This is a genomic window from Pseudonocardia sp. Cha107L01 (genome assembly GCF_052566575.1).
Genome location: NZ_CP199579.1, coordinates 7,964,264 through 7,988,155 on the forward strand (window position 1 = coordinate 7,964,264; position 23,892 = coordinate 7,988,155).

The 23,892-nt window shown below is 71.0% G+C and carries 20 protein-coding genes; 11 read left to right on the forward strand and 9 right to left on the reverse strand.

Annotated features, from left to right (window positions below; all coding sequences use genetic code 11):
- Nucleotides 1-107 precede the first annotated feature (107 nt).
- From ACTXG6_RS37635 to ACTXG6_RS37670, 8 genes are all read left to right on the forward strand, one after another.
- A complete protein-coding gene (locus ACTXG6_RS37635) occupies nucleotides 108-1,055 on the forward strand; it encodes a VOC family protein (RefSeq protein ID WP_445184085.1) in 948 nt (315 codons plus the stop codon).
- A 75-nt stretch (nucleotides 1,056-1,130) separates the two neighbouring features.
- Complete coding sequence (locus ACTXG6_RS37640) at nucleotides 1,131-1,970, forward strand: fumarylacetoacetate hydrolase family protein (RefSeq protein ID WP_445184086.1); 840 nt, start codon at nucleotides 1,131-1,133, stop codon at nucleotides 1,968-1,970.
- A 12-nt stretch (nucleotides 1,971-1,982) separates the two neighbouring features.
- Entirely contained in the window at nucleotides 1,983-2,954 is a 972-nt protein-coding gene (locus tag ACTXG6_RS37645) for an LLM class flavin-dependent oxidoreductase (protein WP_445184087.1), read from the forward strand.
- Nucleotides 2,955-2,981: 27 nt separating this feature from the next.
- Nucleotides 2,982-5,654, forward strand: coding sequence for a LuxR C-terminal-related transcriptional regulator (locus tag ACTXG6_RS37650; protein ID WP_445184088.1), 2,673 nt, complete (start codon nucleotides 2,982-2,984; stop codon nucleotides 5,652-5,654).
- Between the two features lie 60 nt (nucleotides 5,655-5,714).
- Nucleotides 5,715-5,933: a hypothetical protein gene (locus ACTXG6_RS37655; protein ID WP_445184089.1), complete on the forward strand. Its 219-nt coding sequence runs from the start codon at nucleotides 5,715-5,717 to the stop codon at nucleotides 5,931-5,933.
- 54 nt (nucleotides 5,934-5,987) lie between these two features.
- Nucleotides 5,988-7,508: a GMC family oxidoreductase gene (locus tag ACTXG6_RS37660; protein ID WP_445184090.1), complete on the forward strand. Its 1,521-nt coding sequence runs from the start codon at nucleotides 5,988-5,990 to the stop codon at nucleotides 7,506-7,508.
- Between the two features lie 45 nt (nucleotides 7,509-7,553).
- On the forward strand, nucleotides 7,554-9,038 hold the full coding sequence (locus ACTXG6_RS37665) for an aldehyde dehydrogenase family protein (protein ID WP_445184091.1): 1,485 nt from the start codon (nucleotides 7,554-7,556) through the stop codon (nucleotides 9,036-9,038).
- 17 nt (nucleotides 9,039-9,055) lie between these two features.
- Nucleotides 9,056-10,015 carry an amidohydrolase family protein gene (locus ACTXG6_RS37670; protein WP_445184092.1) on the forward strand — a complete coding sequence of 320 codons (960 nt, stop codon included), beginning with the start codon at nucleotides 9,056-9,058 and terminating at the stop codon, nucleotides 10,013-10,015.
- A 32-nt stretch (nucleotides 10,016-10,047) separates the two neighbouring features.
- Here the strand turns inward: ACTXG6_RS37670 and ACTXG6_RS37675 are convergent, their stop codons facing one another.
- The 8 genes from ACTXG6_RS37675 to ACTXG6_RS37710 form a co-directional block, all read right to left on the reverse strand.
- On the reverse strand, nucleotides 10,048-10,656 hold the full coding sequence (locus ACTXG6_RS37675) for an alpha/beta hydrolase fold domain-containing protein (RefSeq protein WP_445190211.1): 609 nt from the start codon (nucleotides 10,654-10,656) through the stop codon (nucleotides 10,048-10,050).
- Nucleotides 10,599-11,588: an LLM class flavin-dependent oxidoreductase gene (locus ACTXG6_RS37680; protein ID WP_445184093.1), complete on the reverse strand. Its 990-nt coding sequence runs from the start codon at nucleotides 11,586-11,588 to the stop codon at nucleotides 10,599-10,601. Before ACTXG6_RS37680 ends, ACTXG6_RS37675 begins: the two co-directional genes overlap by 58 nt.
- A gap of 99 nt (nucleotides 11,589-11,687) precedes the next feature.
- On the reverse strand, nucleotides 11,688-13,181 hold the full coding sequence (locus tag ACTXG6_RS37685; protein ID WP_445184094.1) for a long-chain-fatty-acid--CoA ligase: 1,494 nt from the start codon (nucleotides 13,179-13,181) through the stop codon (nucleotides 11,688-11,690).
- Nucleotides 13,178-13,768 carry an adenylate kinase family protein gene (locus ACTXG6_RS37690; RefSeq protein ID WP_445184095.1) on the reverse strand — a complete coding sequence of 197 codons (591 nt, stop codon included), beginning with the start codon at nucleotides 13,766-13,768 and terminating at the stop codon, nucleotides 13,178-13,180. Before ACTXG6_RS37690 ends, ACTXG6_RS37685 begins: the two co-directional genes overlap by 4 nt.
- 34 nt (nucleotides 13,769-13,802) lie before the next feature.
- Nucleotides 13,803-14,996 (reverse strand): acyl-CoA dehydrogenase family protein, encoded by a 1,194-nt coding sequence (locus ACTXG6_RS37695; RefSeq protein WP_445184096.1) that lies wholly within the window; start codon nucleotides 14,994-14,996, stop codon nucleotides 13,803-13,805.
- A gap of 11 nt (nucleotides 14,997-15,007) precedes the next feature.
- Nucleotides 15,008-15,793 (reverse strand): poly(3-hydroxyalkanoate) depolymerase, encoded by a 786-nt coding sequence (phaZ, locus tag ACTXG6_RS37700; protein ID WP_445184097.1) that lies wholly within the window; start codon nucleotides 15,791-15,793, stop codon nucleotides 15,008-15,010.
- 5 nt (nucleotides 15,794-15,798) lie between these two features.
- Nucleotides 15,799-17,541, reverse strand: coding sequence for a PHA/PHB synthase family protein (locus tag ACTXG6_RS37705; protein ID WP_445184098.1), 1,743 nt, complete (start codon nucleotides 17,539-17,541; stop codon nucleotides 15,799-15,801).
- A complete protein-coding gene (locus ACTXG6_RS37710; RefSeq protein WP_445184099.1) occupies nucleotides 17,538-19,553 on the reverse strand; it encodes an acetoacetate--CoA ligase in 2,016 nt (671 codons plus the stop codon). Before ACTXG6_RS37710 ends, ACTXG6_RS37705 begins: the two co-directional genes overlap by 4 nt.
- A gap of 274 nt (nucleotides 19,554-19,827) precedes the next feature.
- On the opposite strand from ACTXG6_RS37710, the gene ACTXG6_RS37715 reads away from it, so the two are divergent.
- Together ACTXG6_RS37715 and ACTXG6_RS37720 are read left to right on the forward strand one after the other, a co-directional pair.
- Nucleotides 19,828-21,111, forward strand: coding sequence for a PucR family transcriptional regulator (locus tag ACTXG6_RS37715; protein ID WP_445184100.1), 1,284 nt, complete (start codon nucleotides 19,828-19,830; stop codon nucleotides 21,109-21,111).
- Between the two features lie 68 nt (nucleotides 21,112-21,179).
- The gene (locus ACTXG6_RS37720) at nucleotides 21,180-21,569 is read left to right on the forward strand and encodes a response regulator (protein WP_445184101.1); all 390 of its coding nucleotides are present in this window, start codon (nucleotides 21,180-21,182) and stop codon (nucleotides 21,567-21,569) included.
- On the opposite strand, the gene ACTXG6_RS37725 is transcribed toward ACTXG6_RS37720, so the two are convergent.
- Nucleotides 21,556-22,263 (reverse strand): response regulator, encoded by a 708-nt coding sequence (locus tag ACTXG6_RS37725; RefSeq protein WP_445184102.1) that lies wholly within the window; start codon nucleotides 22,261-22,263, stop codon nucleotides 21,556-21,558. The genes ACTXG6_RS37720 and ACTXG6_RS37725 overlap by 14 nt on opposite strands.
- A gap of 103 nt (nucleotides 22,264-22,366) precedes the next feature.
- On the opposite strand from ACTXG6_RS37725, the gene ACTXG6_RS37730 reads away from it, so the two are divergent.
- A complete protein-coding gene (locus tag ACTXG6_RS37730) occupies nucleotides 22,367-23,650 on the forward strand; it encodes a PucR family transcriptional regulator (protein WP_445184103.1) in 1,284 nt (427 codons plus the stop codon).
- Nucleotides 23,651-23,892: the final 242 nt, after the last annotated feature.

Consider the following 23,892-nt stretch of genomic DNA (forward strand, 5'->3'; position numbering starts at 1 on the left):
CGATATTCTATGCGAATATCGTTGACATCCGGAAGGGGTTGGCGCAAACTTGTTGAGAGTTCAATGGATGGATGATCCCTGCAGAGAGCTGGAGTGAGGAGCCAACGATGGCCCTACATCGCCTGACGTCGATCAGCGTCGGGGTGCCCAACGTGGCGGCGACCGCCGAGTACTACCGCGACTTCGGACTGACCCCGGTCGGCGAGACCTCCGACGGCGGCCGGCGCTTCGCCACCCGGGAGGGCGGCGAGCAGCTGCTCATCACCTACGCACCACGGCGGCGGCTGCTGAGCATGGGAGTCGGCGCGCGCGACCGCGACGACCTCGACCGGGTGCGCGCCAGCCTGGCCGGGCTGGACATCCCGCACATCGGCGACGGCGACCGCCTGACCGTTTCCGACCCGCACTCCCGGCTGGAGGTCACCGTCGAGGTTGCGCCGCCGGTCGTCGAGGAGCCGGTCGCCGTGGCGCCGACCAACGGGCCCGGCCGGGCGGACCGGCCGAACGGCCGGGCTCCCGCGGTGGAGCGGGAAACCCGGGTGCTGCCCCGCAAGCTGGGGCACCTGGTGATCGGCTCGGTCGACCAGGAGGCCACCCAGCGGTTCTTCGTCGACGGCCTCGGCTTCAAGATCAGTGACGAGATGAAGGGGCAGGCGGCGTTCCTGCGCTGCTCGGAGGACCACCACAACGTCCTCGTGCAGCGGGCGCCGCTGAACTTCCTGCACCACACCGCGTGGGAGGTCGACGACGTGGACGAGGTCGGCCGGGGCGCCTCCGCGATGCTCGCCGACCACCCGGAACGGCACATCTGGGGGCTGGGCCGCCACCACATCGGGTCCAACTTCTTCTGGTACCTGCGCGACCCGGCCGGCAACTTCTCCGAGTACTACAGCGACCTGGACTGCATCGTCGACGACGCCCTGTGGCAGCCGGCCGCGATCGAGGGGGCCCGCGCGCTCTACAACTGGGGTCCTCCGGTGCCCCCGTCCTTCCTCGCGCCCGACGACCTCGCGGAGCTGATGACCGGCTCGCACGCACCCGACAGCGGGGGCTGAGCCCGAGCTGACCGTCACCGCCACCCTCGCGGGCGCGGGCCCAACCACCCACCTGAACGTGAAGGAGCTGACACGATGCGCGTGGCAAGAGTGTCCGGACGACTGTCCCTGCTCGTCGGCAACGGGGCGGTGGACGTCCACGCGGCCAGCGACGGGCGCTTCCCCGCCGACCCGGACGCCGTGTTCGACCAGTGGGACGAGCTGCGCGAATGGGCCGGCGCCCGAGGCAACCACGGCGCCGAGCCCTACTCCCGCGACCAGCTCGGCGCCCCGGTGCTGAACCCGAAGCAGGTGTTCGCGATCGGGTTGAACTACCGCGACCACGCCGCCGAGTCCGGTGTCGCGGTGCCGTCGGCGCCGGCGGTGTTCACCAAGTTCGCCACCTGCCTGACCGGCCCGTACGACACGGTTCAGCTGCCCAGCGACAAGGTCGACTGGGAGGTCGAGCTGGTGGTCGTGATCGGGCGCCGCGCCTGGCAGGTCTCCGAGGAGAGCGCCTGGTCGCACGTCGCCGGGCTCACCGTCGGGCAGGATCTCTCCGAGCGCGCCGTGCAGCTGGTCGGGCCGGTGCCGCAGTTCTCGCTCGGCAAGTCCTACCCTGGGTTCGGTCCGATCGGGCCGGCGATCGTCACCTCCGACGAGCTCGCCGACCCGGACGACCTGAGCCTGATCTGCGCCCTCGACGAGGAGCTGCTGCAGAAGGGACGCACCAGGGACATGGTGTTCTCCGTCTCCGAGCTGATCGCCCGACTGTCCGCGGTCTGTCCCCTGCTCCCCGGTGACGTGATCTTCACCGGCACCCCGCCCGGTGTCGGCATGGCCCGCACCCCCGCCCGCTACCTGACCGGCGACACCACGCTGGTCAGCGCCATCGACGGCATCGGCGAGCTGCGCAACCCCCTCATCGCCAAGTAGGACGGGCCCACCATGACCGCAGCACTGAGCTTCCAACTGCGCCCCACCGAGTCGTTCGCCAGCACCGTCGAGTACGCGCGGCTCGCCGACGAGCTCGGCTACGACACGATCATGTGCTCGCACATCGCCGCGCGGGACTCGTTCACCACACTCGCCGCGCTCGCGCAGCACACCCAGCGGGTCCGCCTGGCCACCGCCGTGGCGCCGATCTACCACCGGTCCCCGGCCTCCATGGCACAGACCGCCGCCACCGTCGACGACGCCTCCGCCGGCCGGTTCATCCTGGGTCTTGGCACCGGCCACCGGGTCACCATGGGCGGCTGGCACGGCCAGGAGATCGGCAAACCGGTCCCGGAGATGCGCGAGTACCTCGCCGTGGTGCGGGCGATCCTCGCCGGCGAGGCCCCGCCCGAAGGGGAGCGCTGGCGGTCGAACTTCGCGTTTGTCGGGTTCACCCCCCGCCCGGACATCCCGATCTACCTCGCCGGGCTGTCCCCCGCGATGCTGCGGCTGGCCGGCGAGCTGGCCGACGGGCTGCTGCTGTGGGCCTGCCCCGCCAACTACGTGCGCGACGTCGTCATCCCCGAGGTGACCCGGGGCCGCGAGCGCGTCGGCAAGTCCCTCGACGGGTTCACCATCGCGGCGTCCGTCCCCTCCTCCGCCGACGGTGACCGAACCGTCGCGCTGGACGGGATCCGCACCGAGCTGCACCGCTACTTCGGGTTGCCGTTCTACCGCGCGATGTTCGAGGCGGCCGGCTACGGCAAGGACCTCGCCGCCTACGACGCCGCCGCCCCCGACCCGGAGGCGCAGAAACGCGCGATCGGCGAGGAGCTCATCGAGAACCTGTGCGCCATCGGCGAGCCCTCGGACGTGCGGCGGGGCATCGACCGCTATCGCGCGGCCGGCGCCACCAACCCGATCCTCACCGGCATCACCGGCACCGACTTCACTGCCACCCTGCGAGCCGCCAAAGCCGCCTGACCGGGCTCTCCGAGGAGCCGGAGCATCGTGTCACTGACGACAGAGGGAAACCCGGGGGCGCCTGGCCACGCCGAGTGCGCGGGGCCGCGCAGCCTCCAGCTGCTCCACCGGAACCGACTCATCGCGGCGCTGGATCGTGCGGCGACGGTCAAGGTCACGCTGATCTCGGCTCCGGCCGGCAGCGGGAAGACGTCGCTGCTGCGCACCTGGGCCACGGTGGCGGGGCAACGGCGCCTCGCCACCGTCGGAGTGCGGCGTGACGAGCAGGACGCCCAGCATTTCTGGCTCAGCGTGCTCAACACCGTCCGACACGCCTCCGGCCCGGTCGGGGACGCGGTGGTGGCCTCGCCGACACCCCAGTTCAACGGGCCGGCGATGGTGGACGCGGTACAGGCCGAGCTCGCCGGTAACCCGGGCGAGATCACCCTGGTCGTCGACGATCTGCAGGAGCTGAGGTCACCCGAGGCGCTCGCCGCGCTCGCCTGCCTGCTGGCCACGCTGCCCGCCAACGCGCACGCCGTACTGGCGACCCGGCGTGACCTACCGTTGCGGCTGCATCAGCTCCGGCTGGCCGGCGACCTCGCCGAGATCCGCGCGGCCGACCTCCGCTTCACCGAGGCCGAGACCCGCGAGCTGCTCGCCGCCTCGGGGATCAGGCTCTCCGGGGCCGCCGCCGCGCGGCTGCACCAGCGAACGGAAGGCTGGGCAGCGGGACTGCGGCTCGCGGCGCTGTCGCTGGCCGGCCATCCCGACCCCGAGCGGTTCGTCGAGGAGTTCTCCGGGACCCATCGCGCAGTCGCCGAGTACCTGCTCGCCGAGATGCTGGACCACCAGCCGGCCGAGGTGCGGCACCTGTTGTTGCGCACCTGCCTGCTCGACGGCGTGCACGGCGAGCTCGCGGACGTGCTGACCGGGCGCCATGACTCCGCCCGGCTCCTGCTGGAGCTCGAGGACGCCAACGCGTTCGTCGTCTCAGTCGACCCCGGGCGCACCTGGTTCCGCTACCACCAGCTGTTCACGGACCTGCTCCGCCTGGAGCTCCGCCGCACGCTGCCCGCCGAGGCGCCCGCCCTGCACCGGGCGGCCGCCGAATGGCTCGCCCGGCAGGGACACGTTGCCGAAGCGATCCGGCACACCCAGGCGGCGGGTGACTGGTCCGACGCGGCCCGCTTGCTCGCCGACCATTCGATCAGCCTGACGATGGATGGGCTCGGGGAGACCGTCGAGGCGCTCCTGCGGGCCTTTCCCCGGGGAGCGCACGCCGAGAATCCCGAGTTGGCCCTGGTGCGAGCGGGACGCAGCCTCGCCCACGGACGCCTGGACGAGGCGCACACCCACCTGACGCTCGCCGAGGCGCACGCCGGGACGACACCCCCCGATCGCCGGTACGGCCTGAGGGTGGCGACCAGGTCACTGAGGCTGGCACTGGCCGTGCGCCGGGGCGACCTCGCGGGTGTGCTGGCCCACGCCACCTCGGACGCGTCCCCGACACCCGGCGACATCGCGCTGGACAACGACCTGCGGGCGCTGGCCCTGCTCAACCTCGGGACCGTCGAAGCATCCCTGGCGCTGCCCGATGCGGAACGGCATCTCCGGGAGGCCACCGCGCTCGCGCACGAGATCGGCCGGCCCTACCTGGCCGCCGCCGCTCTCGCGCGGCTCGGGTTCGCCGCGAGAATCCACCCGTTCGCCGTCACCCGGCAACGCTGCCGCGAGGCGATCGAGTTTGCCGAACGACATGGCTGGGGTGCGGAGCCGATCGTCGCGCCGGCGCTGGTCACGCTGGCCAGCACGCTGGTGTGGACGGGTGAGCTCGACGAGGCGGAGCGGTGGCTGCTGCGCACCGCACGGGCGGTGGAGACGGACACCGGGCCCGACGTCAGGCTGCTCGTGCACATTGTCAGCGGCATGCTGCACTGCTGCCGCGGTCGCCACGGTGACGCGCTGCGCGAGCTCACCTCGGCCACGCGGCTGCAAGCTCACCTGCCGGACCCGCACGCGGTGGCGAACCAGGTCACCGACTGGACGGTGGCCACCCAGGTCCGCGCCGGACTGCTCGACGAGGCGCACGCCACGCTCGCGGGCCTCGACGACGAGCGGGCCGAGATCCGCAACGCCCAGGCCGCGATCCTCCTCGCGGAGCACGACCCGGGCGCGGCGCTGGCCGCACTGCGCGACGTGCTGGACGGCACCGCCCCGGCCATCGGTTACGTCACTGTCGTCGAGGCGCAGCTGCTGGCCGGGCGCGCCCACCGCCGGCTCGGTGACCGACGCGCCGCGACCGCGGCCGCTGAACGCGCCCTCACGCTCGCCGGGGCCGACCGGCTCGTCCTACCGTTCGCGATGACCGGCGCCACCGAGCTGTTGGAGTCGCTGCCTCGGCGGGACACGGAGTACGAGCCGCTGCGCACCGAGATCCTCGACGTGCTGCGCGGCTCCTCCGTGCTGTCCGTCAAGCCGCCCTCCGACCAGCTCGTATCCGGGTACCTCGAGAAGCTCAGCCCCGGCGAACTTCGGGTCATGCGCTACCTGCCCACGAACCTGTCCAGGCCGGAGATCGCCACCGAGCTGTCGATCTCGCTCAACACGGTCAGCACGCACATCCGCAGCATCTACGCCAAGCTCGGCGTCGGTGACCGGTCCTCCGCCGTGCGGCGCGCCCAGGAGCTCCAGATACCCGGCGCCGGTCGCACACGTTAGTCGGGCGGTCACCGGATCCCGGCGATGCGGGCTCACCGCGGCGAACTCCACCATCACGTCATGGACGGGGAGCCGGCGCTCTACACAATCCGAATCAACGGGCACCTTGGCCCCACCGCGCTGTCCGCGTTCCCGACGATGGAGCCGCACTGCTACGCCGCGCACACGGTGCTCACCGGCCGCCTCGACCAGTCCGCGCTGTACGGCGTGCTGGCCGAGGTCGAGGCGCTCGGCCTCGAGCTCCTCGAGGTCCAGAGGCACAACCGACGTGGCCGGTGAATCACCGCAATCAGGCGAGGCCCCGTCACCTGCTTCGCGGCAAGGTTGGCACCTATGAGCACCGACGAGGTTGTGGATTTTCTGGTCGTGGGTGGCGGCACGGCCGGCGCCGTACTGGCGGCCCGGTTGAGCGAGGACCCGCGCCGAAACGTCGTACTCCTCGAAGCGGGAAAGGCATACGCGCCCGCCGATTTCCCCCCGGTGCTCACCGACCTCGCCATCGTCGGTGGAGACCCTGAGCACGATTGGGGCTATACCGCTCGCGGCGGTCGACTGTCGCCGAAAATTGTCGCGCTGCGGGGCCGCACCCTGGGTGGCAGCTCCGCAATCAACGGGGCCGTCGCCGTGCGGGCGCGGCCGATCGACTTCGCCCGGTGGAATGTGCCGGGCTGGTCGTTCGAGGAAGTAGCGCCCATCTTTCGAGGGCTCGAGAACAATCCTGATGGCGCGGAGGAGTTCCACGGACGAAGCGGGCCATTCCCCATTCGCCAGCGGCGGCGCGAAGACCTCAGCCCGTCGGGCCAGGCGTTCATCGACGCCTGTGTACACGAGGGCTACCCGCCGATTCCCGACTTCAATGCCGATGTGCGCGGTGGGGTCGGGCCACTGCCGCTCAACGCGATCGACGAGGTACGGCAGAACACCGCACTCGTCTATCTGACCGCCGAGGTTCGGGCTCGGCCGAATCTGTCAGTTCGCGGCGATGTGGTCGTGGACCGGGTGCTCTTCGCGGACGGTGCGGCATCCGGCGTGGTCGCCGTGGGCGGCACGGTCCTTCGCGCCCGTGAGGTCGTCCTCTCGGCCGGGGCGTACGGATCGGCCGCGATTCTGCTGCGTTCCGGCATCGGTCCCGGGCGCGACCTGAGGGCCCTCGGGATCGAGGTCGTGGCCGATCTCCCGGTCGGCCAGCACCTGCAGGACCACCCGTTCTTCTACAACATCTACGCGTTGGCCCCGGGCCGCACCCAGATGGCACCGGGACCACTCGCCCAGCTGTGGGCGGCGACCAGCGAGGCCGCGACCGGCGAGCTCGACCTGCACATCAACGCGCAGCACCTGCTGGATCCCGCGATCAGCCCGACGGGCGGTGCGATCGTGTTCGCCATCTCGGTCGTCCAGCCGGAATCGCGGGGAACGGTGCGGCTGAGCAGCCGCAATCCCGCGGATCCGCCGATTATCGACAACAACTTCCTCGATACCGATCGCGATCGACGACGTTTGCTCGAGGGTGTCCGGCTCGCGCGCCGAATCGCCCGCAACTCTGTGCTGGCACCGTTCATCGCCGCCGAAATGATGCCCGGCGAGAATGTGCGGGACGACGCGTTACCCGATGCGGTCGAGTCCTCTCTGGCGTCTTACGGGCATCCGACCGCAACGGCTCCGATGGGCCCGGCCGGCGGCGAGCAAACCGTGGTCGACCCGTTCGGCGCGGTTCACGGGGTCGGCGGACTGACCGTGGCCGATGCCTCGATCATTCCGCTCGTGCCCTCCGCCGCACCCAACCTGACCATTGTCATGCTCGCCGAACGGATCGGCGCACAGCTCAGGGAACGGTCGTCCACGGTCCGCTCATAGCTCAGAAACTGCCGGCCGCCCCAGGTCGTTCGCTAGGAGTTCATCATGACTGACACCGCCGTCACCCAAGCCGAATCCATTGCCACGCCGACGTACCAATGGTATGCCGGTGGCCGATGGCGTACCGCTCCCGGCGTTTTTGACGACTTCGAGCCGTACACCGGCGACGTGTTTGCGCATGCGCCCGACTGCGGGGCCGAGGAGGCCAGGTTCGCCATCTCGGCCGCCGCCGACGCGTTCGGGGCCTGGGCCGAGACCGGGCCGGCGGAGAGGGCGCGCCTGTTCTTCAAGGCCGCCGAGATCGTGCGCAGGCGGCGGGCCGAGATCGCCGGGATCCTGGCGCGGGAGACCGGCAGCACCCTGCCGTTCTCCACCTTCCAGCAGGACCTCGTGGCCGCCACGCTCGAGCAGGCGGCCAGCTGGGTCTACCTGCCCAAGGGTGAGGTGTTGCAGTCCAACCTGCCCGGCACCCACTCGATCGGCGTGCGCCGGCCGTTGGGTGTGGTCGCCAGCTTCACCCCGTGGAACGGCGCCAACATCCTGTCCTGGCGGGCCGTGCTCAACCCGCTGGCCGCCGGCTGCACGGTCGTGGTGAAACCCTCGGAGTACGCGCCGATCTCGGCCGGGCTCATGGTCGCCGAGATCGCCGAGGAAGCCGGCTTCCCACCCGGGGTGGTCAACGTCGTGCCGCACGCCCCCGGGGCCGCCGGCCCGATCGCCGACGAGTTCTTCGCCAGCGAGGACGTCCGGTGCATCAACCTCATCGGCGGGGTCAAGACGGCCCGGATGCTCGCCGAGCGCGCCGGTCGCACGCTCAAGCGCACCGTCCTCGAGCTCGGCGGCTACAACCCGATGATCATCCTCGATGACGTCGACGTCGACTACGCCGTGCGCATGGCGACCTTCGGCTCGTTCTTCCACCAGGGGCAGATCTGCCTGAACACCAGGAAGATCATCATCCAGCGGCGCATCTACGACGAGTTCCTCACCAAGTTCGTCGAGCGCACCAGGTCCCTGCCGTCGGGCGACCCCCTCGATCCTCGAACCATCATCGGGCCGCTGGTTCACCAGGGCGCGGTGAACCTGATGGACGAGCGCGTCCGGGAGGCGGTCCGGCTCGGGGCGACCCTGCACACCGGCGGCACCCACGAGGGCCTGGTCTTCCAGCCCACCATCCTGACCGACGTGCCCCCGGGGGCCACGGCCGCCTCCGAGGAGACATTCGGGCCGCTGGTGATCGTCGAGCCCGTGGACACGGCCGAGGAAGCCGTCGCGGTCGCCAACCGGGTCCAGTACGGACTCACCTCGACGATCCTGGCCGGCGACACCTACCGGGCCTTCGAGCTGGCCCCGAAGGTGCTGCACGGCATCGTGAACGTCAACGCGCCGACGGTCAACGACGAGATCCACGCGCCGATGGGCGGCGTCCGGGACAGCGGCTGGGGCCGCACCGGCCCGGACAGCCTGGCGGACTTCACCGACGTCATCTGGATCAACACCACCAGCCAGGAACGCGAGTTCCCCTTCTAGCCAGCCGGGAGGTTGTCGTGACGTTCACCGTCGACATCCATCACCACATGCTGCCCGACTTCTTCTGGGCCGCGACGAACGAGGCCGGCAACCCCGTCGGGGGTGTCACGCCGCCGCCGTGGTCCCGCGAGGCGGCGCTGTCCTTCCTCGACGACGCCGGCATCGACGTGGGCATGACGTCGATCAGCACACCGGGTGTGCACACCGGTGACGACGGTGCGGCCCGCGCCCTGGCCCGCCGGTGCAACGAGCTCTCGGCCGAGCTGGTCCGGGACCGGCCCGACCGGTTCGGCGGGTTCGGTTGCCTGCCGCTGCCCGATGTGGACGGCGCGCTGGCCGAGCTGACCTATGTGCTGGACGTGCTTGGGCTGGACGGGGTGGTGCTGTTCAGCAATGCCCGCGGCGTCTACCTGGGTGATGCCCGCCTCGCGCCGCTGTTCGACGAGCTGCAGCGGCGGCAGGCGCTCGTCTTCGTCCACCCGAACGCCTCCCCCGACCCCGTCGCCCACACCCTCGGGCTGCCGGACTCCCTGATCGACTTCACCGCGGACACCACCAGGGCGATCGCGCAGCTGCACTACAGCAACACGTTCGCGCGGACCCCCGACGTGACCTACGTGTTCTCGCACGCCGGGGGCACCGTGCCGTACCTGGCCGGGCGGTTCGACATCGTCGACCAGATGGGGGTGATCCCCGGGGCGGAGCAGCGCTCGACCGCGGCGGACACCTTTCGCCGGCTCTACTGGGACACCGCGCTGTCCTGGACCGACCCGGTGCTCCGTTTGCTGCGCTCCACCGTCGGCCTGTCCCAGGTCCTGTTCGGCACCGACTACCCCTACCTGCGGCGCGACCTCGCCGTCAGCACCCGTCAGCGCCTCCTCGACAGCCCCGAGCTCGACGCGGCCGACCGGACGAACATCCTGGGCGCCACGGCGACGAAACTGATTCCCCGCCTCGGGCTCAGGCCGGCGGTGTAGCCGGACGCTCTCCGGCGCGCGTCGAGGAATGCTCAGGTGAGTACAAGGTCCATGGCTTCGACGCGAGGCTTGGGATTGACTCCGTTGACGAACGACGCAATGTCTTGGGTGACGGCGCGGGTCGCATCGGTGATCCCGTTCAGATAGAGCATTCCGTGCGGCATTCCGAGGTACCGGCGGGCGGTCGTCGGCGCACCGGCGGAGGCGACTCGACGGGCGAACGCTTCGCTCTCGTCGCGGAGTGGATCGTATTCAGCGGTCAACACCAAAGTAGAAGGGAGCCCGGTGAGGTCGGCTACACGCAGCGGACAGGCGAGCGGAGCGGACTCCGGAGTCGCTCCTCCGAGGTATTGCCGCCAGTAGAATCGCGCCCAGTCCTTGGGCAGCTGGATGCCATCGAAGAGGCTCCACGACTCGGTGTCGAGCGTCCCTCGCCCGCCAGCTCTACCGGTCGGGCCAGCGCGACGGCCAGCTCGGCGATGTCCTCCAGACAGCTGGCCAGCGGGCCGCGCATGGGGTGGCGGCGGTACAGCCGCCCTGACCCACGCAAGCTGACGCGGTTCGCTCGGACTGGCGCCCAGCTCTACGAGCGCGCCGCGTCGTAGAACCTCTCCAGCTCGGCTCCGATGTCGGGGCCACAGGGTTGGAACACGATCTCGGTGACGCCACGGGAGGCGAGGTCGTCCAGCCGGCGCCGGACCTCGTCGCGGGTGCCGGTGATCGTGGTGTCCCGCAGGATCGCGTGGCCGCCGGCCTCCCACGCGGCTAGGTCGGCCTCGTTGAGCTCGACGCAGTGTCCCGCGTGGACCGCGAGGTGCCGCTGCTCCAGGGGTGTCTTGTCCACGACCTCCAGCCACTCGGCGCCGGCGGGGATCTGGCGCACGGCGTCGGGACCGCCGAACTCGTAGGCGCCGTGATAGGCCAGGGCCCAGCCCGGACCCGCGGCGGCGCGGGAGTGCTCCGAGTCCGGCGCCTCCCCCTCGTCGAGCACCGTGCCCCACGCCAGGTACGGCACCCAGGAGTACTCGGTCACGAACTCGGGCAGCTGAAGGGTCACGAAGAGTCCGTCACCGAGTTCATTGGCGACCTTGTTGCCCTTGGGCCCGAGGGCGCCCACGAGAATGGGCACGTCGACCGGCCGAGCGGGGGCGTGTCCGTCCGGATGCAGCATCCGCATCTGCGCGCCCTCCCACTCGACCACCTCACCGCGCAGCAGCCCGCGATAGGCCCGGATGTAGGAGTCCATGTACGACCAGCTGATCGCGCCGTAACCCATGGCCCGGCGGCCGGTGAACCCGGTGCCGAAGGCGACCGCCACGCGACCGGGGGCCAGGGCGGCGAGGGTCGCGGTCGCGGCGGCGTTCACCATCGGGTGGCGCAGGCTCGGGATCAGCACACCAGGGCCGAGGCCGATCCGCTCGGTCCGGTCGGCGGCCAGCGCGAGGGTCATCCACACATCGGGGCTCTGCTGCGGCGTGTCGTAGACCCACGCCCTGGCATAACCCAGGCGCTCGGCAATCGCGATGTTGTCCGGCGAGTCCAGGGCGGTCGGAAAGGCGCAGGACACCTCCATGGGGCCCTCCATTTCACGGCTCGGATCGTGCGGGGGCGGCCGCTCCCGGCCCTCTGGAGCCTCCCATCTAGATCCCCCGCCGGCCACTCATAAGCCGTGTCAGTGAACGAGGTCCGGGGGCGGTTGCACCTCGCGTCGCAGGATCTTGCCGGTGGGGCCCTTGGGCAGGGACTGCGCGAGCCACACATGGCGGGGGTACTTGTAGGCGGCGACCCTGGCCTTCACGAAGGCGCGCAGCTCCGCCGGCTCGGCGGCGGCGCCCGGCTTGAGCACGACGGCCGCGCCGACCTCCTCGCCGAGTTCGGGGTGCTTGAGCCCGATCACGGCGGCCTCGGCGACGCTCGCGTGCTCGTAGAGCGCCTCCTCGATCTCCCGGGGGTAGATGTTGAAGCCCCCGCGAATGATCATCTCCTTCTTGCGGTCAACGATCGTGTAGTAGCCCTCGGCGTCCCGGGTGGCCAGGTCACCGGTGCGCAGCCACCCGTCCGGGATCGCGTCGTCGGTCTCCACCGGCCGGTTCCAGTAGCCCTTCATCAAGCCCTCGCCCCGGATCGCGATCTCGCCGATCTCGCCCTCCGCCACGTCCTCGCCGTCGGCGCCGACCAGCCGCAGCCGCACGCCGCGCACCGGGGTGCCGATCGTGCCGGGCTTGCGCTCGGCGTCCGGGTGGTTGAACGAGGCGACCGGGGAGGTCTCGGACAGGCCGTAGCCCTCCAGGATGATGCAGTCGAACTCGCGCTCGAAGGAGCGCATCACCTCGACCGGCATGGCGGCGCCGCCGGACACGCAGGTGCGCAGGGTGGACACGTCGGCCTCGCCCCGGGTGGGGGCGTGCAGCATGGCCGAGTACATGGTGGGCACGCCCTCGAACACGGTGACCCGGTCGCGGCCGACCACGTGCAGCGCCTTGCCGCCGTCGAACCGGGGAATCAGGGTCAGGCAGGCCCCGCTGAGCACGCTGGCGTTGAGCCCGCAGGTCATGCCGAACACGTGGAACAGCGGCAGGCAGCCCATCACGACGTCGTCGGGCCCGAGCTCGGTGAGCGTCTCGGCCGAGGTGCGGGCGTTGCTGGCCATGTTGAAGTGGGTGAGCTCGGCACCCTTGGGCTTGCCGGTGGTGCCCGAGGTGTAGAGGATCACCGCGGTGTCGTAGTCGTCCCGCTCGATCAGCTCGGTGGGTTCGTCGGGCAGCTCGCCGGGGCCCATCGGCCCGACCTCCAGCACCTGGACGCCCATGGTCGCGCCGGCCTCCCGCGCCGCGTCGGGCATCTGGTCGCCGACCACGACGACCTTCGCGCCGGAGTCACCGACGTAGTACTCCACCTCGCGCGCCTTGAGCAGCGGGTTCATCGGCACCACGGTCGCGCCGGCGAGCAGCGCCCCGAAACACGCGACCGGGAACGCCGGCACGTTGGGCAGCTGCAGGCCCACCCGGTCACCGGGCTCGACCCCGAGCCGGCGCAGCAGGGTGGCCATGCGGGCGGCGGCATCGCGCAGCTGGGCGTAGCTGAGCACCTGCTCGTCCAGCTTGACCGCCGGCCGGTCCGGGTGCTCCGCCGCCGTGCGCAGCAGGTGGTTGGCCAGGTTCGTCATCGGAGCCGGTCCTTCCGGGGGAGTTGGTCGAGAATCGAGGAGGCCACGGTGTCGGGCGGGCCCGTCGCGGCGACGGTGCACAGCAGGCCCCGCTCGGCGAACAGGTCGAGCACCGGTCGGGTGCTCTCGGCGAACACCCGCAGCCGGTGCTCGATGACCTCGGGGGTGTCGTCGGCGCGGCCCTCCAGCCGGGCCCGCCGCAGGATGCGCTCCACCAGCACCGGCGCCGGAGCGTCCAGCGCGAACACCCGGTCCGGCGGGATCTCACTGTCCAGCAGCGCCCTGGCCTGCGGCAACGACCGGGGGTACCCGTCGAGCAGGTAGCCGGTCGTCGCCGCGGCGGCCCGCGCCCTGGGCAGCACCAGCTCGCTGACCAGGTCGTCCGGGACGAGCGCGCCGGCCGAGACCACGCTGGCCACGGCCTTTCCGAGCGGGGTGCCGGCGGTGATCTCGGCGCGCAGCAGGTCACCGGTGGACAGGTGCGCGCAGCCCAGCGCGGCGGCGATCCGCACCGCCTGCGTGCCCTTGCCGCAGCCCGGCGGCCCCATCAGCACGATGTTCACCGAACTGTTCACCGTGCTGTTCACCGTGCTGTTCACCGCCGGCGCGCCGGGCGGGCGGTCATACGAACGCCCCGATCCCGGTGATGTCCCGGCCGACGATGAGCGTCTGCATGGTCTCGGTGCCCTCGAAGGTGTGCACCGCCTCGTTGTCGACCATGTGCCGGATGACGTGGAAGTCCAGCAGGATGCCGTTGCCGCCGAGCAGGTCGCGGGCCTCGGCCAGCACACCCCGGGCCTTGGAGGTGTTGTGCAGCTTGGCCAGCCCGGCCAACGTGGGGGCCAGCGAGCCGGCCTCGGCCAGCCGGGCGATCTGCATGCAGTACAGCTGCATGGCGGTCACGTCGGCGAGCATGTGCACCAGCCGCTGCTGCACGATCTGGAAGCTGGCCAGCGACTTGCCGAACTGCTTGCGCCGCTTCGAGTAGGACAGCGCGGCCTCGGCGCCGGCCACCGCGTGCCCGAGGGCCATCCAGGCGCAGGCGCTGCGGGTGCCGACCAGCACACGGGCGCAGTCGGCGAACGAGTTGGCCCCGGGCAGCCGGTTCTCGGCGGGCACCCGGACGCCCTCCAGCGCGATCTGGGCCTGCCAGACGGCGCGCAGCGAGCCCTTGCCCTCGATCACCTCGGCCCGGTAACCCGGGGCGCCCTTCTCCACCAGGAAGCCCTTGACCTTGCCGTCCTCGGTGTCGCGGGCCCAGACCACGATCACGTCGGCGATGCTGCCGTTGCCGATCCACTTCTTCGCGCCGTCGATCACGTAGAAGTCGCCGTCGCGGCGGGCGGTGGTCTCCAGGGAGACGGAGTCCGAGCCGTGGTCGGGTTCGGTCAGCGCGAACGCGCCGATCTTCTCCAGCGCCGCCATGCCGGGCAGCCAGCGCTGCTTCTGCTCCTCCGAGCCGCACTGCGCGATGGACTGCATGGCCAGGCCCGCCTGCACGCCGACGAAGGTGCCCAGGCTGCCGTCGCCCCGGGACAGCTCCATGTACACCAGCCCGCGCGACAACGGGTCCAGCGGCGGGCAGCCGTAACCCTCGATGCCGTCACCGACCACCCCGAGCTTGGCCAGCTTCTCCACCAGCGGCCAGGGGAACTCCGCGCGCTCCCAGTAGCCGTTGATCACCGGCAGCACCTCGTGGTCGACGAACTCCCTGGTCCGCCGCAGGTAGTCCAGCTGGGTCGGCGTCAGCTGGTCGGAGAGGGAGAGGTAGTCGGTGCCCAACGCGTCGCCGATACCCACCCGCAGGTCGTCCATGTGTGCCTCCATCACTGCTGGGCCAGGAACTTCTCGACGTGGGGAATCACGCGGTCGGGGGCGCACACGAGCTCGAGGTGCCCGCCCTGGTAGACGTGGCGCTGGGCGTGCGGGATGAGCGCGTGCAGGATGCGGGAGTTGGCCAGCGGGATGATCGGGTCGTCGTCGCCGGCCAGTACCAGGGTGGGCTGTTGGATCAGGGGCAGTATCGGCAGGCTGGTCCAGCCGGCGCCGGCGAGCAGCTGGTAGGTGTAGCCGGGCGGGTAGCCCTGGTGCAGCAGGCCGGCGACGAGCGCGGGGTTGGCGCGGGCGGTGCCGCCGTAGAGGTGGGCGGCGACGCCGCGGACGTAGCCCCGGTCGATGTAGCGGCGTGGTGTGAGCATGTGCCGCAGCACCAGGGGCGAGGCGGGCACCATCAGCGATCCGGTCGCCGTGGCCACCAGCACCAGCCGCCGGCACCGGCTCCGCTGGGTGACCGCGAACTGCTGCGCCAGCCCGCCGCCCCAGGAGATGCCGAGCACGTCCACGCGCGAGTGGCCCAGCTCGTCGAGCAGCCGGCCGACGCGCCGGGCCAGGGCGGGGAACCGGTAGGGCAGCCTCTTGGGCAGTGACTCCCCGACCCCGGGGGCGTCGAACCGGATCACCGGGATCGCCGGGTCCAGCGCGTCCACGAACGGCTGCAGCGCCGCCAGCTGGGCGCCGATGCCGTTCATCAGCAGCAACGGGGTCCGGGCCGGGTCCCCCTCCCGCACCACCACGTGCAGGCCCTGGGCGCTGGGTGGGCTCGTCTGGTCCACCGCACTCAACGCTCGAGCACGTAGCTGCCGGGCGCGGCCGTCACCACGCTGTAGCCCGGGGCGCCCAGGGCTTCCGGTGCTGGTTTGTCCGGACCGGACCGTTCGCCCAGCCACGCCAGGAAGTCTGGCCACCATGAGCCCTTCGTCAGTGTTGTGTCGGCCTGCCACGCCTCGGCATCCCCGCTGGTGCGGGCGGCGCGGTAGCTGGCCTTCGGGTTGGTCGGCGGGTTCACGATCGAGGCGATGTGCCCGCTGCTGGACAGCACGAACGTGACATCCCCGCCGAACAGCCGCGCGCTGCGGAAACAGCTCTGCCACGGCGAGATGTGGTCGGCCACACCGGCCAGCACGTACCCGTCCGTCTTGACCTCGCTCAGGTCAACCGGGGCGCCCAGCATGGTGATCCCGCCCGGGGCGACCATGGCGTTGGCCAGGCCCATGTCGACGAACGCGTGGTGCAGCCCGGTGGCCATCCGGGTGGTGTCGGCATTCCAGTACAAGATGTCGAAGGCGGGAGGCTGGCGACCCTGCAGATAGTTGTTGACCCAGTAGTTCCACACCAGGTCGTCCGGGCGCAGCCAGGCGAACACCTCCGCCAGCGCCCGCCCGTCCAGGTAGCCGCGCACCGACGAGGCGAACTTGGCCAGTGCGGCGGTCCGCTCGTCGATCAACGCCGAGGCCGTGCCCGCCCGGCTCTGGTCCAGCACGCAGACCCCCAGCGCGAACCCGGCGAACCGGTCGGCCTCGCCCCGGTGGGTCAACGCGGCCAGCGCCATCGACAGCAGGATCCCGCCCGAGCAGAACCCCAGCGGGATGACCGCGTCCGCCTCGGTGATCCGCCGTGCCGCGTCCAGGGCATCCAGGATGGCCTGGCCGTACGTGTCCAGGTTCCAGCTCCGGTGGCTGGCGTCGGGGTTGCGCCAGGAGACCACGAACACCTGCTGGCCCTGCGCCACCAGGTACTCGATCAAGCTCCGGCCCGGGCGCAGGTCCGCGATGTAGTACTTGTTGATCACCGGCGGCACGATCACCAGCGGTCGGCTGCGCACCTGGGCGGTGCGCGGGGTGTACTGGATCAGCTCGAACACCTCGGTGCGCAGCACCACCGCACCCTCGGTCACCGCCAGGTCCTTGCCCACCTCGAACGCATCCGAGGCCACCATCGTGGGCACCCGGGGAGCGCTGGCCAGGTCGGCGACCAGGTTCCGCACCCCGGTCAACGCGCTGCTTCCCCGGCTCTGCGCGGCCGCCCGCCAACCCAGCGGGTTCAGCAGCGGGTTGTTGCTCGGGGACAGCGCGGCCACCAGGTTGTCCATCGCGAAGCCCAGCCGCTCCCGGTCCCGCCAGTCCAGGTCCGTCTCGGCGACCAGCTCGGTGCCCACCGTGGAGGTCGCCAGGTAGGCCTGCAGCAGCCGCCGCAGCACCGGGTTCGACCGCCACGCCTCGTCGGCGAACCGCCGGTCCTTCGGCCCCGGCGCCAGCTCCGAGTTGCCCACCGCGATCCGGCCCAGCTCCTCGGCCAACTCCCCGGCCCGGCGCAGCGCGCCTCCCGGGTGGCGGGCGATCTCCAACACCAACCGCACCGCGGCATTGGCCGGCAGCATCCGGATCGCCGGCCACAACGCACCGTCGACCAGCAACATGTCCAGGGCCACGGCCTGATCGGCGATCGCGGTGGCGTCCGGCGAGTCCGCGAACTCGGGCGTCCCCGGCGTCTCCGGCGTCCCCGTCGGCTCGGGGGCGCTCATCGCCGCGCCGCCTCGGCCTCGAGCCCCTGGGTGGCGCGGCGGTCCCTGACGTAGGCCAGGAACCAGTCCAGCGCCTCGGGGTTGGCGAGGGTGGCCCGGTTGACCGCCCTGTCCTCCGGCACGCCCTGCAGCAGCCGTTTGATGGGCACCTCCAGCTTCTTGCCGGTGATCGTCATGGGGATGGCGGGCACAGCTACCACCTCGTCGGGCACATGGCGGGGCGACACCCGCGCGCGGATGTCCTGTCTGATCTGGTCGATGAGGTCTGGCGTCAGCTCGGTGCCGGCGGCCAGCGCGACGAACAGCGGCATGAAGTAGCCGCCGTCGGCCAGCTCGGCGCCGATCACCAGGCTGGCGGCCACCCCGGGCAGCCGGTCGACCACGGCGTAGATGTCCGCCGAGCCCATCCGCACGCCGCCCCGGTTGATCGTCGAGTCGGAGCGGCCGTGCACGACGTAGGTGCCGTAGCGGGTGGCCGTCATCCAGTCGCCGTGCCGCCAGATCTCCGGGTAGGTGTCGAAGTACGCCTCCCGGTAGCGGGCGCCGTCAGGGTCGTCCCAGAACGCTACGGGCATGGACGGCATCGGCTCGGTGATCACCATCTCGCCGACCTCGTCGACCAGCGGCATCCCCTCCGGCGACCAGGAGTCCACCCGTACCCCGAGATAGGGGGCCTGCATCTCGCCGGCGTACACCGGCAGCAGCGGGTTGGTGCCGATGAACGCGGTGCACACGTCCGTGCCGCCGCAGTCGGAGCCGAGCAGCAGGTCCCGCTTGACCTTGTCGTAGACCCAGTGCCAGGTGGAGGTGGGCAGCGGGGAGCCGGTGCTGCAGATGGCGCGCAGCGCGGCGAGGTTGTGCTGCTCCCCCGGGCGCCGGGCGGCCCGCTGGCAGCCGGTCAGGTAGGCCGCGCCGGTGCCGAACCGGGTCACCCGCTCTCCGGCGCAGATGGCGAACAGCTGGTCGGGCTCCGGGCGCACCGGGTTGCCGTCGTAGGTGACGATCGTCGCGCCCACCGCGAGCGCGGTGACGAGCACGTTCCACACCATCCACGCGGTGCTGGCGAAGACGAACACCCGGTCGTCGGGGCCCGTGTCAAAGTGCAGCGCGTGGCTCTTCAGGTGCTCCAGCAGGATGCCGCCGTGCGAGTGCACGATGCCCTTGGGCACCCCGGTGGTGCCGGAGCTGTACAGGATCCACAGCGGGTGGTCGAACGGCACCTGCTCGTAGCGCGGGGACGGGTCGCCGGCCACCAGCGCGTCGAACGAGAGCGCCCCCGCCGGTGGGGTGCCGCCGGCGCGCAGGTGCTCCACGACCACGGTGTGGCGCACCGAGGGCAGCGCCGCGCTCAGCTCGGCGAGGGTGTCCAGCCGCTCCACATCCCGCCCGCCGAACCGGTAGCCGTCCACCCCGAGCAGCACGGTCGGCTCGATCTGGCGGAACCGGTCCAGCACGCCGTCGGTGCCGAAGTCGGGGGCGCAGCACGACCAGATCGCGCCGACCGCCGCCGTGGCCAGCAGCGCGACCACCGCCTGGGGGATGTTGGGCAGGTAGGCCGCGACGCGGTCCCCCGGGCGCACCCCCATGGCGCGCAGCTCCCCGGCCAGCGAGGCGACCTGGCGGACCAGGTCCCGGCCGGTCAGTACCTCCCGCTCGCGGTGCTCCGAGATGCCCACGATCGCGGGACGGTCGTCGCGGGCGTGGCGCAGCACGTTCTCCGCGAGGTTCAGCCGGGCGCCGGGGAACCACACCGCGCCGGGCATCGCCCGCTCGGCCAACACCGCGCTGGGCCGGGACGACGCCAGCACGTCGAAGTACGACCAGACCGCGCCCCAGAACCCGTCCAGGTCCTCGACCGACCAGCTCCACAGCTCGTCGTAGCCGATCAGCGGCACCGCACGGTCGCGGTTGACCCAGGACTGGAAGTCGGCCATCCGGGAGCCGCGGGTGCGCTGCTCCGAGGGGGTCCACAACAGTTCCCGTGCGGTGCCAGCGCCGGTTGCCTCGCTCACGGGCCCTCCTTTGCGCCCCGGCCGTCCCCTGTCGTCACGAAGGTAGGGAGCGCGCCGACCGGGCCGCTTCGGGTTCCGGTACCAACATGTGCTCGGTTGCTATGCGCCGCGCCCAATGGCCAGCCGGCCCGCGCTACCTAGTGTCCTGGGTTCTGCCCACCTCTCTGCCCAACCCTCTGCCCAACCCTTCGTCCGGTCCGGAGTGCCCGTTGCCGCCACCCGCCCGCCGCTTGTCCGTGCGCGCGTTATCCCTGGTCACGCACGAGGTGGACAGGTGAGCTCAGGTGGCTATTCTCAACCGGTGGGAGTCGACGAGGCCTCCGTCGACGCGCGGCTGGCCGCCATCGCGTCGATAGTGTCCGACGGGTTCACCCGGATCGGACGGGACATCACGAAAGTGCTGCTCACCGAGATCCCCGAGCTGCAGGGCGACGAGCTGCTCGAGGGGCTGCTGCACGCCAGCGTCGAGGAGAACGTCAGCGGGATGCTGCACCTGCTCGGGCTGCAGGTCTCGCTGGACAGCGTCGCGGTCCCCAGCGCGGCCGCCGAGTACGCCCGCCGGCTGGCGCAGCGCGGCGTCAGCGTGATCGCGCTGGTGCGCGCGTACCGGGTCGGCCACGCCAGGTTCCTGGAGTGGTGCCTGCGCGAGCTGTCCGACCAGGAGGTGGAGCCGCACACGGTGCGCGCGGTCACGAACCGCATCCTGCAGCTCAGCTTCGGCTACATCGACCGGGTGTCCGAGCAGGTCGTCGGCGCCTACCAGCTGGAGCGCGACCGGTGGCTGCTCACGCAGACCGCGGTGCGCGCGTCCCGGGTGAAGAAGCTGCTCGCCCGCGAGGACCTCGACCTGGACGCCACCGAGTCGGCGCTCGGGTACCGGCTGCGCCAGCACCACGTGGCCATCGTCGGCTGGGTGCCGGAGCCGACCCAGGCCGGCGCGGGGCTCGTCCGGCTGGACCGGCTGGGGCAGTCGCTGGCCGCCGACCTCGGCTGCACCGGGCGCCCGCTGTTCGTGCCGTTCGACGAGTCCATCGCGTGGTTCTGGCTGCCCTTCGGCGCCCGCCCGAACGTCGAGTGGGCCAAGTTGGACGCCAGCGTCGAGGCGACCGACCCGACCATCCGGCTCGGCGTCGGCGAGCTGGAGAAGGGCGTCGAGGGCTTCCGCGCCAGCCACTACCAGGCCCTGACCGCGCAGAACGTGGCGATCGCAGCGCGGCCGCCGCACCGGGTCACCCTCGCCGAGCGCGTCGGGCCGATCGCCCTGATGTGCTCGGACCTGGAGGCCACCCGGGTATGGGTGCGCAAGGTGCTCGGCCCGCTGGCGACCGACCGGCACAACAACCCCGTGCTGCGCGAGACGCTGCGGGTGTTCCTGGAGTCCGGCGGCAGCTACACGGCGGCGGCGGAGACGCTCAACCTGCACCGCAACACCGTGCAGTACCGGCTGAACAAGGCCGGCGAGCTGCTGCCCGCACCCATCACCGAGCGCCGCGCGGACCTGGAGCTCGCGTTGCGCGCCTGCGACCAGCTCGGCTCGGTGCTGCTCAACGACGTGTAGGTGTATACGCGGGATGTTCGCGGTAGCTGTAATTGTGCCCCACACACCTCAGGCGACATGCTGACCGCATGGCGTTGCGCTGCCTTCTGGTCGACGATGACGCCCATTTCCTCGATTCCGCGAGGACGTTGCTCCAGCGGGAGGGGTTGCGGGTCGACACCGCATCGTCGGGTGCCCAGGCCGCCCAGCGGATCGGTGATCTGCGACCTGACCTCGTACTGCTGGATATCCGGCTTGGCGACGAAAGCGGCTTCACCGTGGCGCGTGAACTGCACGCGACATGGTCAACAGAGGCACCGTCCGAGGGCGCTCTGAAAATTATTCTGATCTCGACGTACTCCGCAACGGACTTCGGGAGACTCATCGAGGCGAGCCCGGTACTCGGGTTCATCGCCAAGTCGTCCCTCTCGGCCCGGGCCATCCGGGAACTGATCGAAGGACCTTCTAGCGCGCCCTGAGCCAGGTGAGGACCGCCAGGACGCGACGGTGATCATCGGAGCTCGGGGGCAGCCGCAGCTTCGTGAGGATGTGCTGGACATGTTTCTGGACCGTGGTCTCGGTGACCCACAATGCCCGGGCGATTCCGATGTTGGACCGCCCCTCGGCGATCAGCGCGAGCACCTCGCGCTCGCGCTCGCTCAGCGCGGCCAGCGGGTCGTCCCGGCGCTTCGCGCCCAGGAGCTCCTTGACCAGCGAGGGGTCGACAACGGAGCCGCCCTTCATGATCCGATCGAGAGCGTCGATGAACTCGTTGACGTCGGTGACCCGGCTCTTGAGCAGATAGCCCACCCGCTCCCAGGTGGCCAACAGCTCGACCGCGTCCCTGACCTCGACATGGGCCGACAGCAGCAGGATCCCGATGTCCGAGAACTCAGCCCTGATCTGATGGGCCGCGACCAGGCCTTCGGTGCGATGCGTCGGCGGCATGCGGATATCGATGACGGCCAGGTCCGGATGGTGCTCGCGGACCAGGTCGAGCAGCGCGGCGCCGTCGACTGCCTGACCGACCACCTCGAAGCCGGCCCGCTGGAGCAGGCTGGAAACCCCCTCGCGGACGAACACGTCGTCGTCGGCCACCACGACCCGGCCGCGACCCTGGCTCGCTCGTCCGACCTGCTCGTCGGCACCGTGGCTTTGTAACGTTGGAATCACCTGAAAATCCTAGATAGGACGAAACGGTTTCAACCATAGCCCGCTGTCCCAGCGTCACCTCGACGATCTAGGCCAGCACTACAAACGGCGGTAGGGTCCGCGAGTGGCCGACCACATCGCCGCGCTGGCCGGGGAGGTCGCACGCCGCATCGCGGCGCGGCTTGCCGACCTGACTCCGCAAATGACCACGCTGTTCGTCGACACGATTCCCGAGTTCCACCACGACCAGGCCGTGCAGCGGCTGATGGTCGCCAGCACCGCTTCGAACCTGAGCGCCGTCACCGACATGCTCATGCTGGGGATCTCACTCGAGGACATCGTGGTGCCGCCGGCGGCCGCGATGTACGCCCGCCGGTTCGCCCAGCACGATCTGTCGCTGGAGGCCCTGCTGCGTGCCTACCGGCTGGGCGAACACATGTTCCTGCAGTGGGCGATTGAGGATCTCAGGCGGCAGGAGCTGCCCGCCGACGACGCGCTCGCGGTGACCGGCCACGTCGCGCTGGTGCTCAACGGCTATATCGATCGGGTCATCGAGGGCCTGATCGACATCTACCAATCCGAACGTCAGCGCTGGCAGGAGCGGTCGGACGCGGCCCACGCCGCGCAGGTACGGGCGGTGCTGGCCGCCGAGGAGCTCACCACATCGGCGGCCGAGCAGATGCTGGGCCTGGCACTGCGCGGGTGGCACACCGCGGCGGTTGCCTGGGTCCACACCGACGATGCCGCGGCGCAGCTGGACGCGGTGGACCTGTTACTCACCGAGGCGGCCGGGCGAACGCCGATGACGGTGTACGCCGATGCCAGCACGATCTGGGCCTGGATGTTCTCCCCGAGCCGCCCCAGTGTGGACGTCGACCGGCTGGCCGCGCAGTTGACCAAGCATGACCAGCTCCGGATTGCCCTTGGCGAACCCGGCACCGGACTGGCCGGGTTCCGGTCCTCGCACGAGGAGGCGCTGCGCGCCCGCCAGGTGGCCGAGATCGACGCGCGGCCCACGCAACAGCTGTACCCGCACGCCCAGGTCGCCCTGGCGGGCCTGCTCATCGACCGACGCGACGCCGTGCGGCTGTGGGTGCAACGAACGCTCGGGGAGCTGGCGCGGGAGAACGAGGCGATGGCCCGGCTGCGGCACACGGTGCAGGTGCTGCTGGAGGCCAACGGGAGCTATACCGAGGCCGCCGCCCGCATGCACGTACACAAGAACACCGTCCTCTACCGGGTACGCAAGGCGGAGGAGCTGCTGGGCCGGCCGGTCACCGAGGATCGGCTGGCCATCCAGGTCGCGTTGCTCGCCTGCGACCAGCTCGCGGCCACGACCAGAACACCCGGACCTGAGACCACCGTGGCCGAGACGCACCTGGAGGGGCGAACGCCGGATACTGGCTAGCTGTGACGACAGCGGGTCTCTGTCGAGCGAGGCTGACCCTTAGGTTTGGGTCCACGGGGCGGAACCGACGCGCCACACGCGGCGGAGGTTCATCGACGACGAGGTCGAGCGCAAAACTGGGTCGGCGGAGTGACCGCCCAGCAGTGGGCCTATCCCCCTGATCCGGGAGGAAGCCCGAATGACGGACTCACGCCGCGCGGCGAGCACCAGCCGCGAAGGGCTCGACGAGGCTGACGGACAGT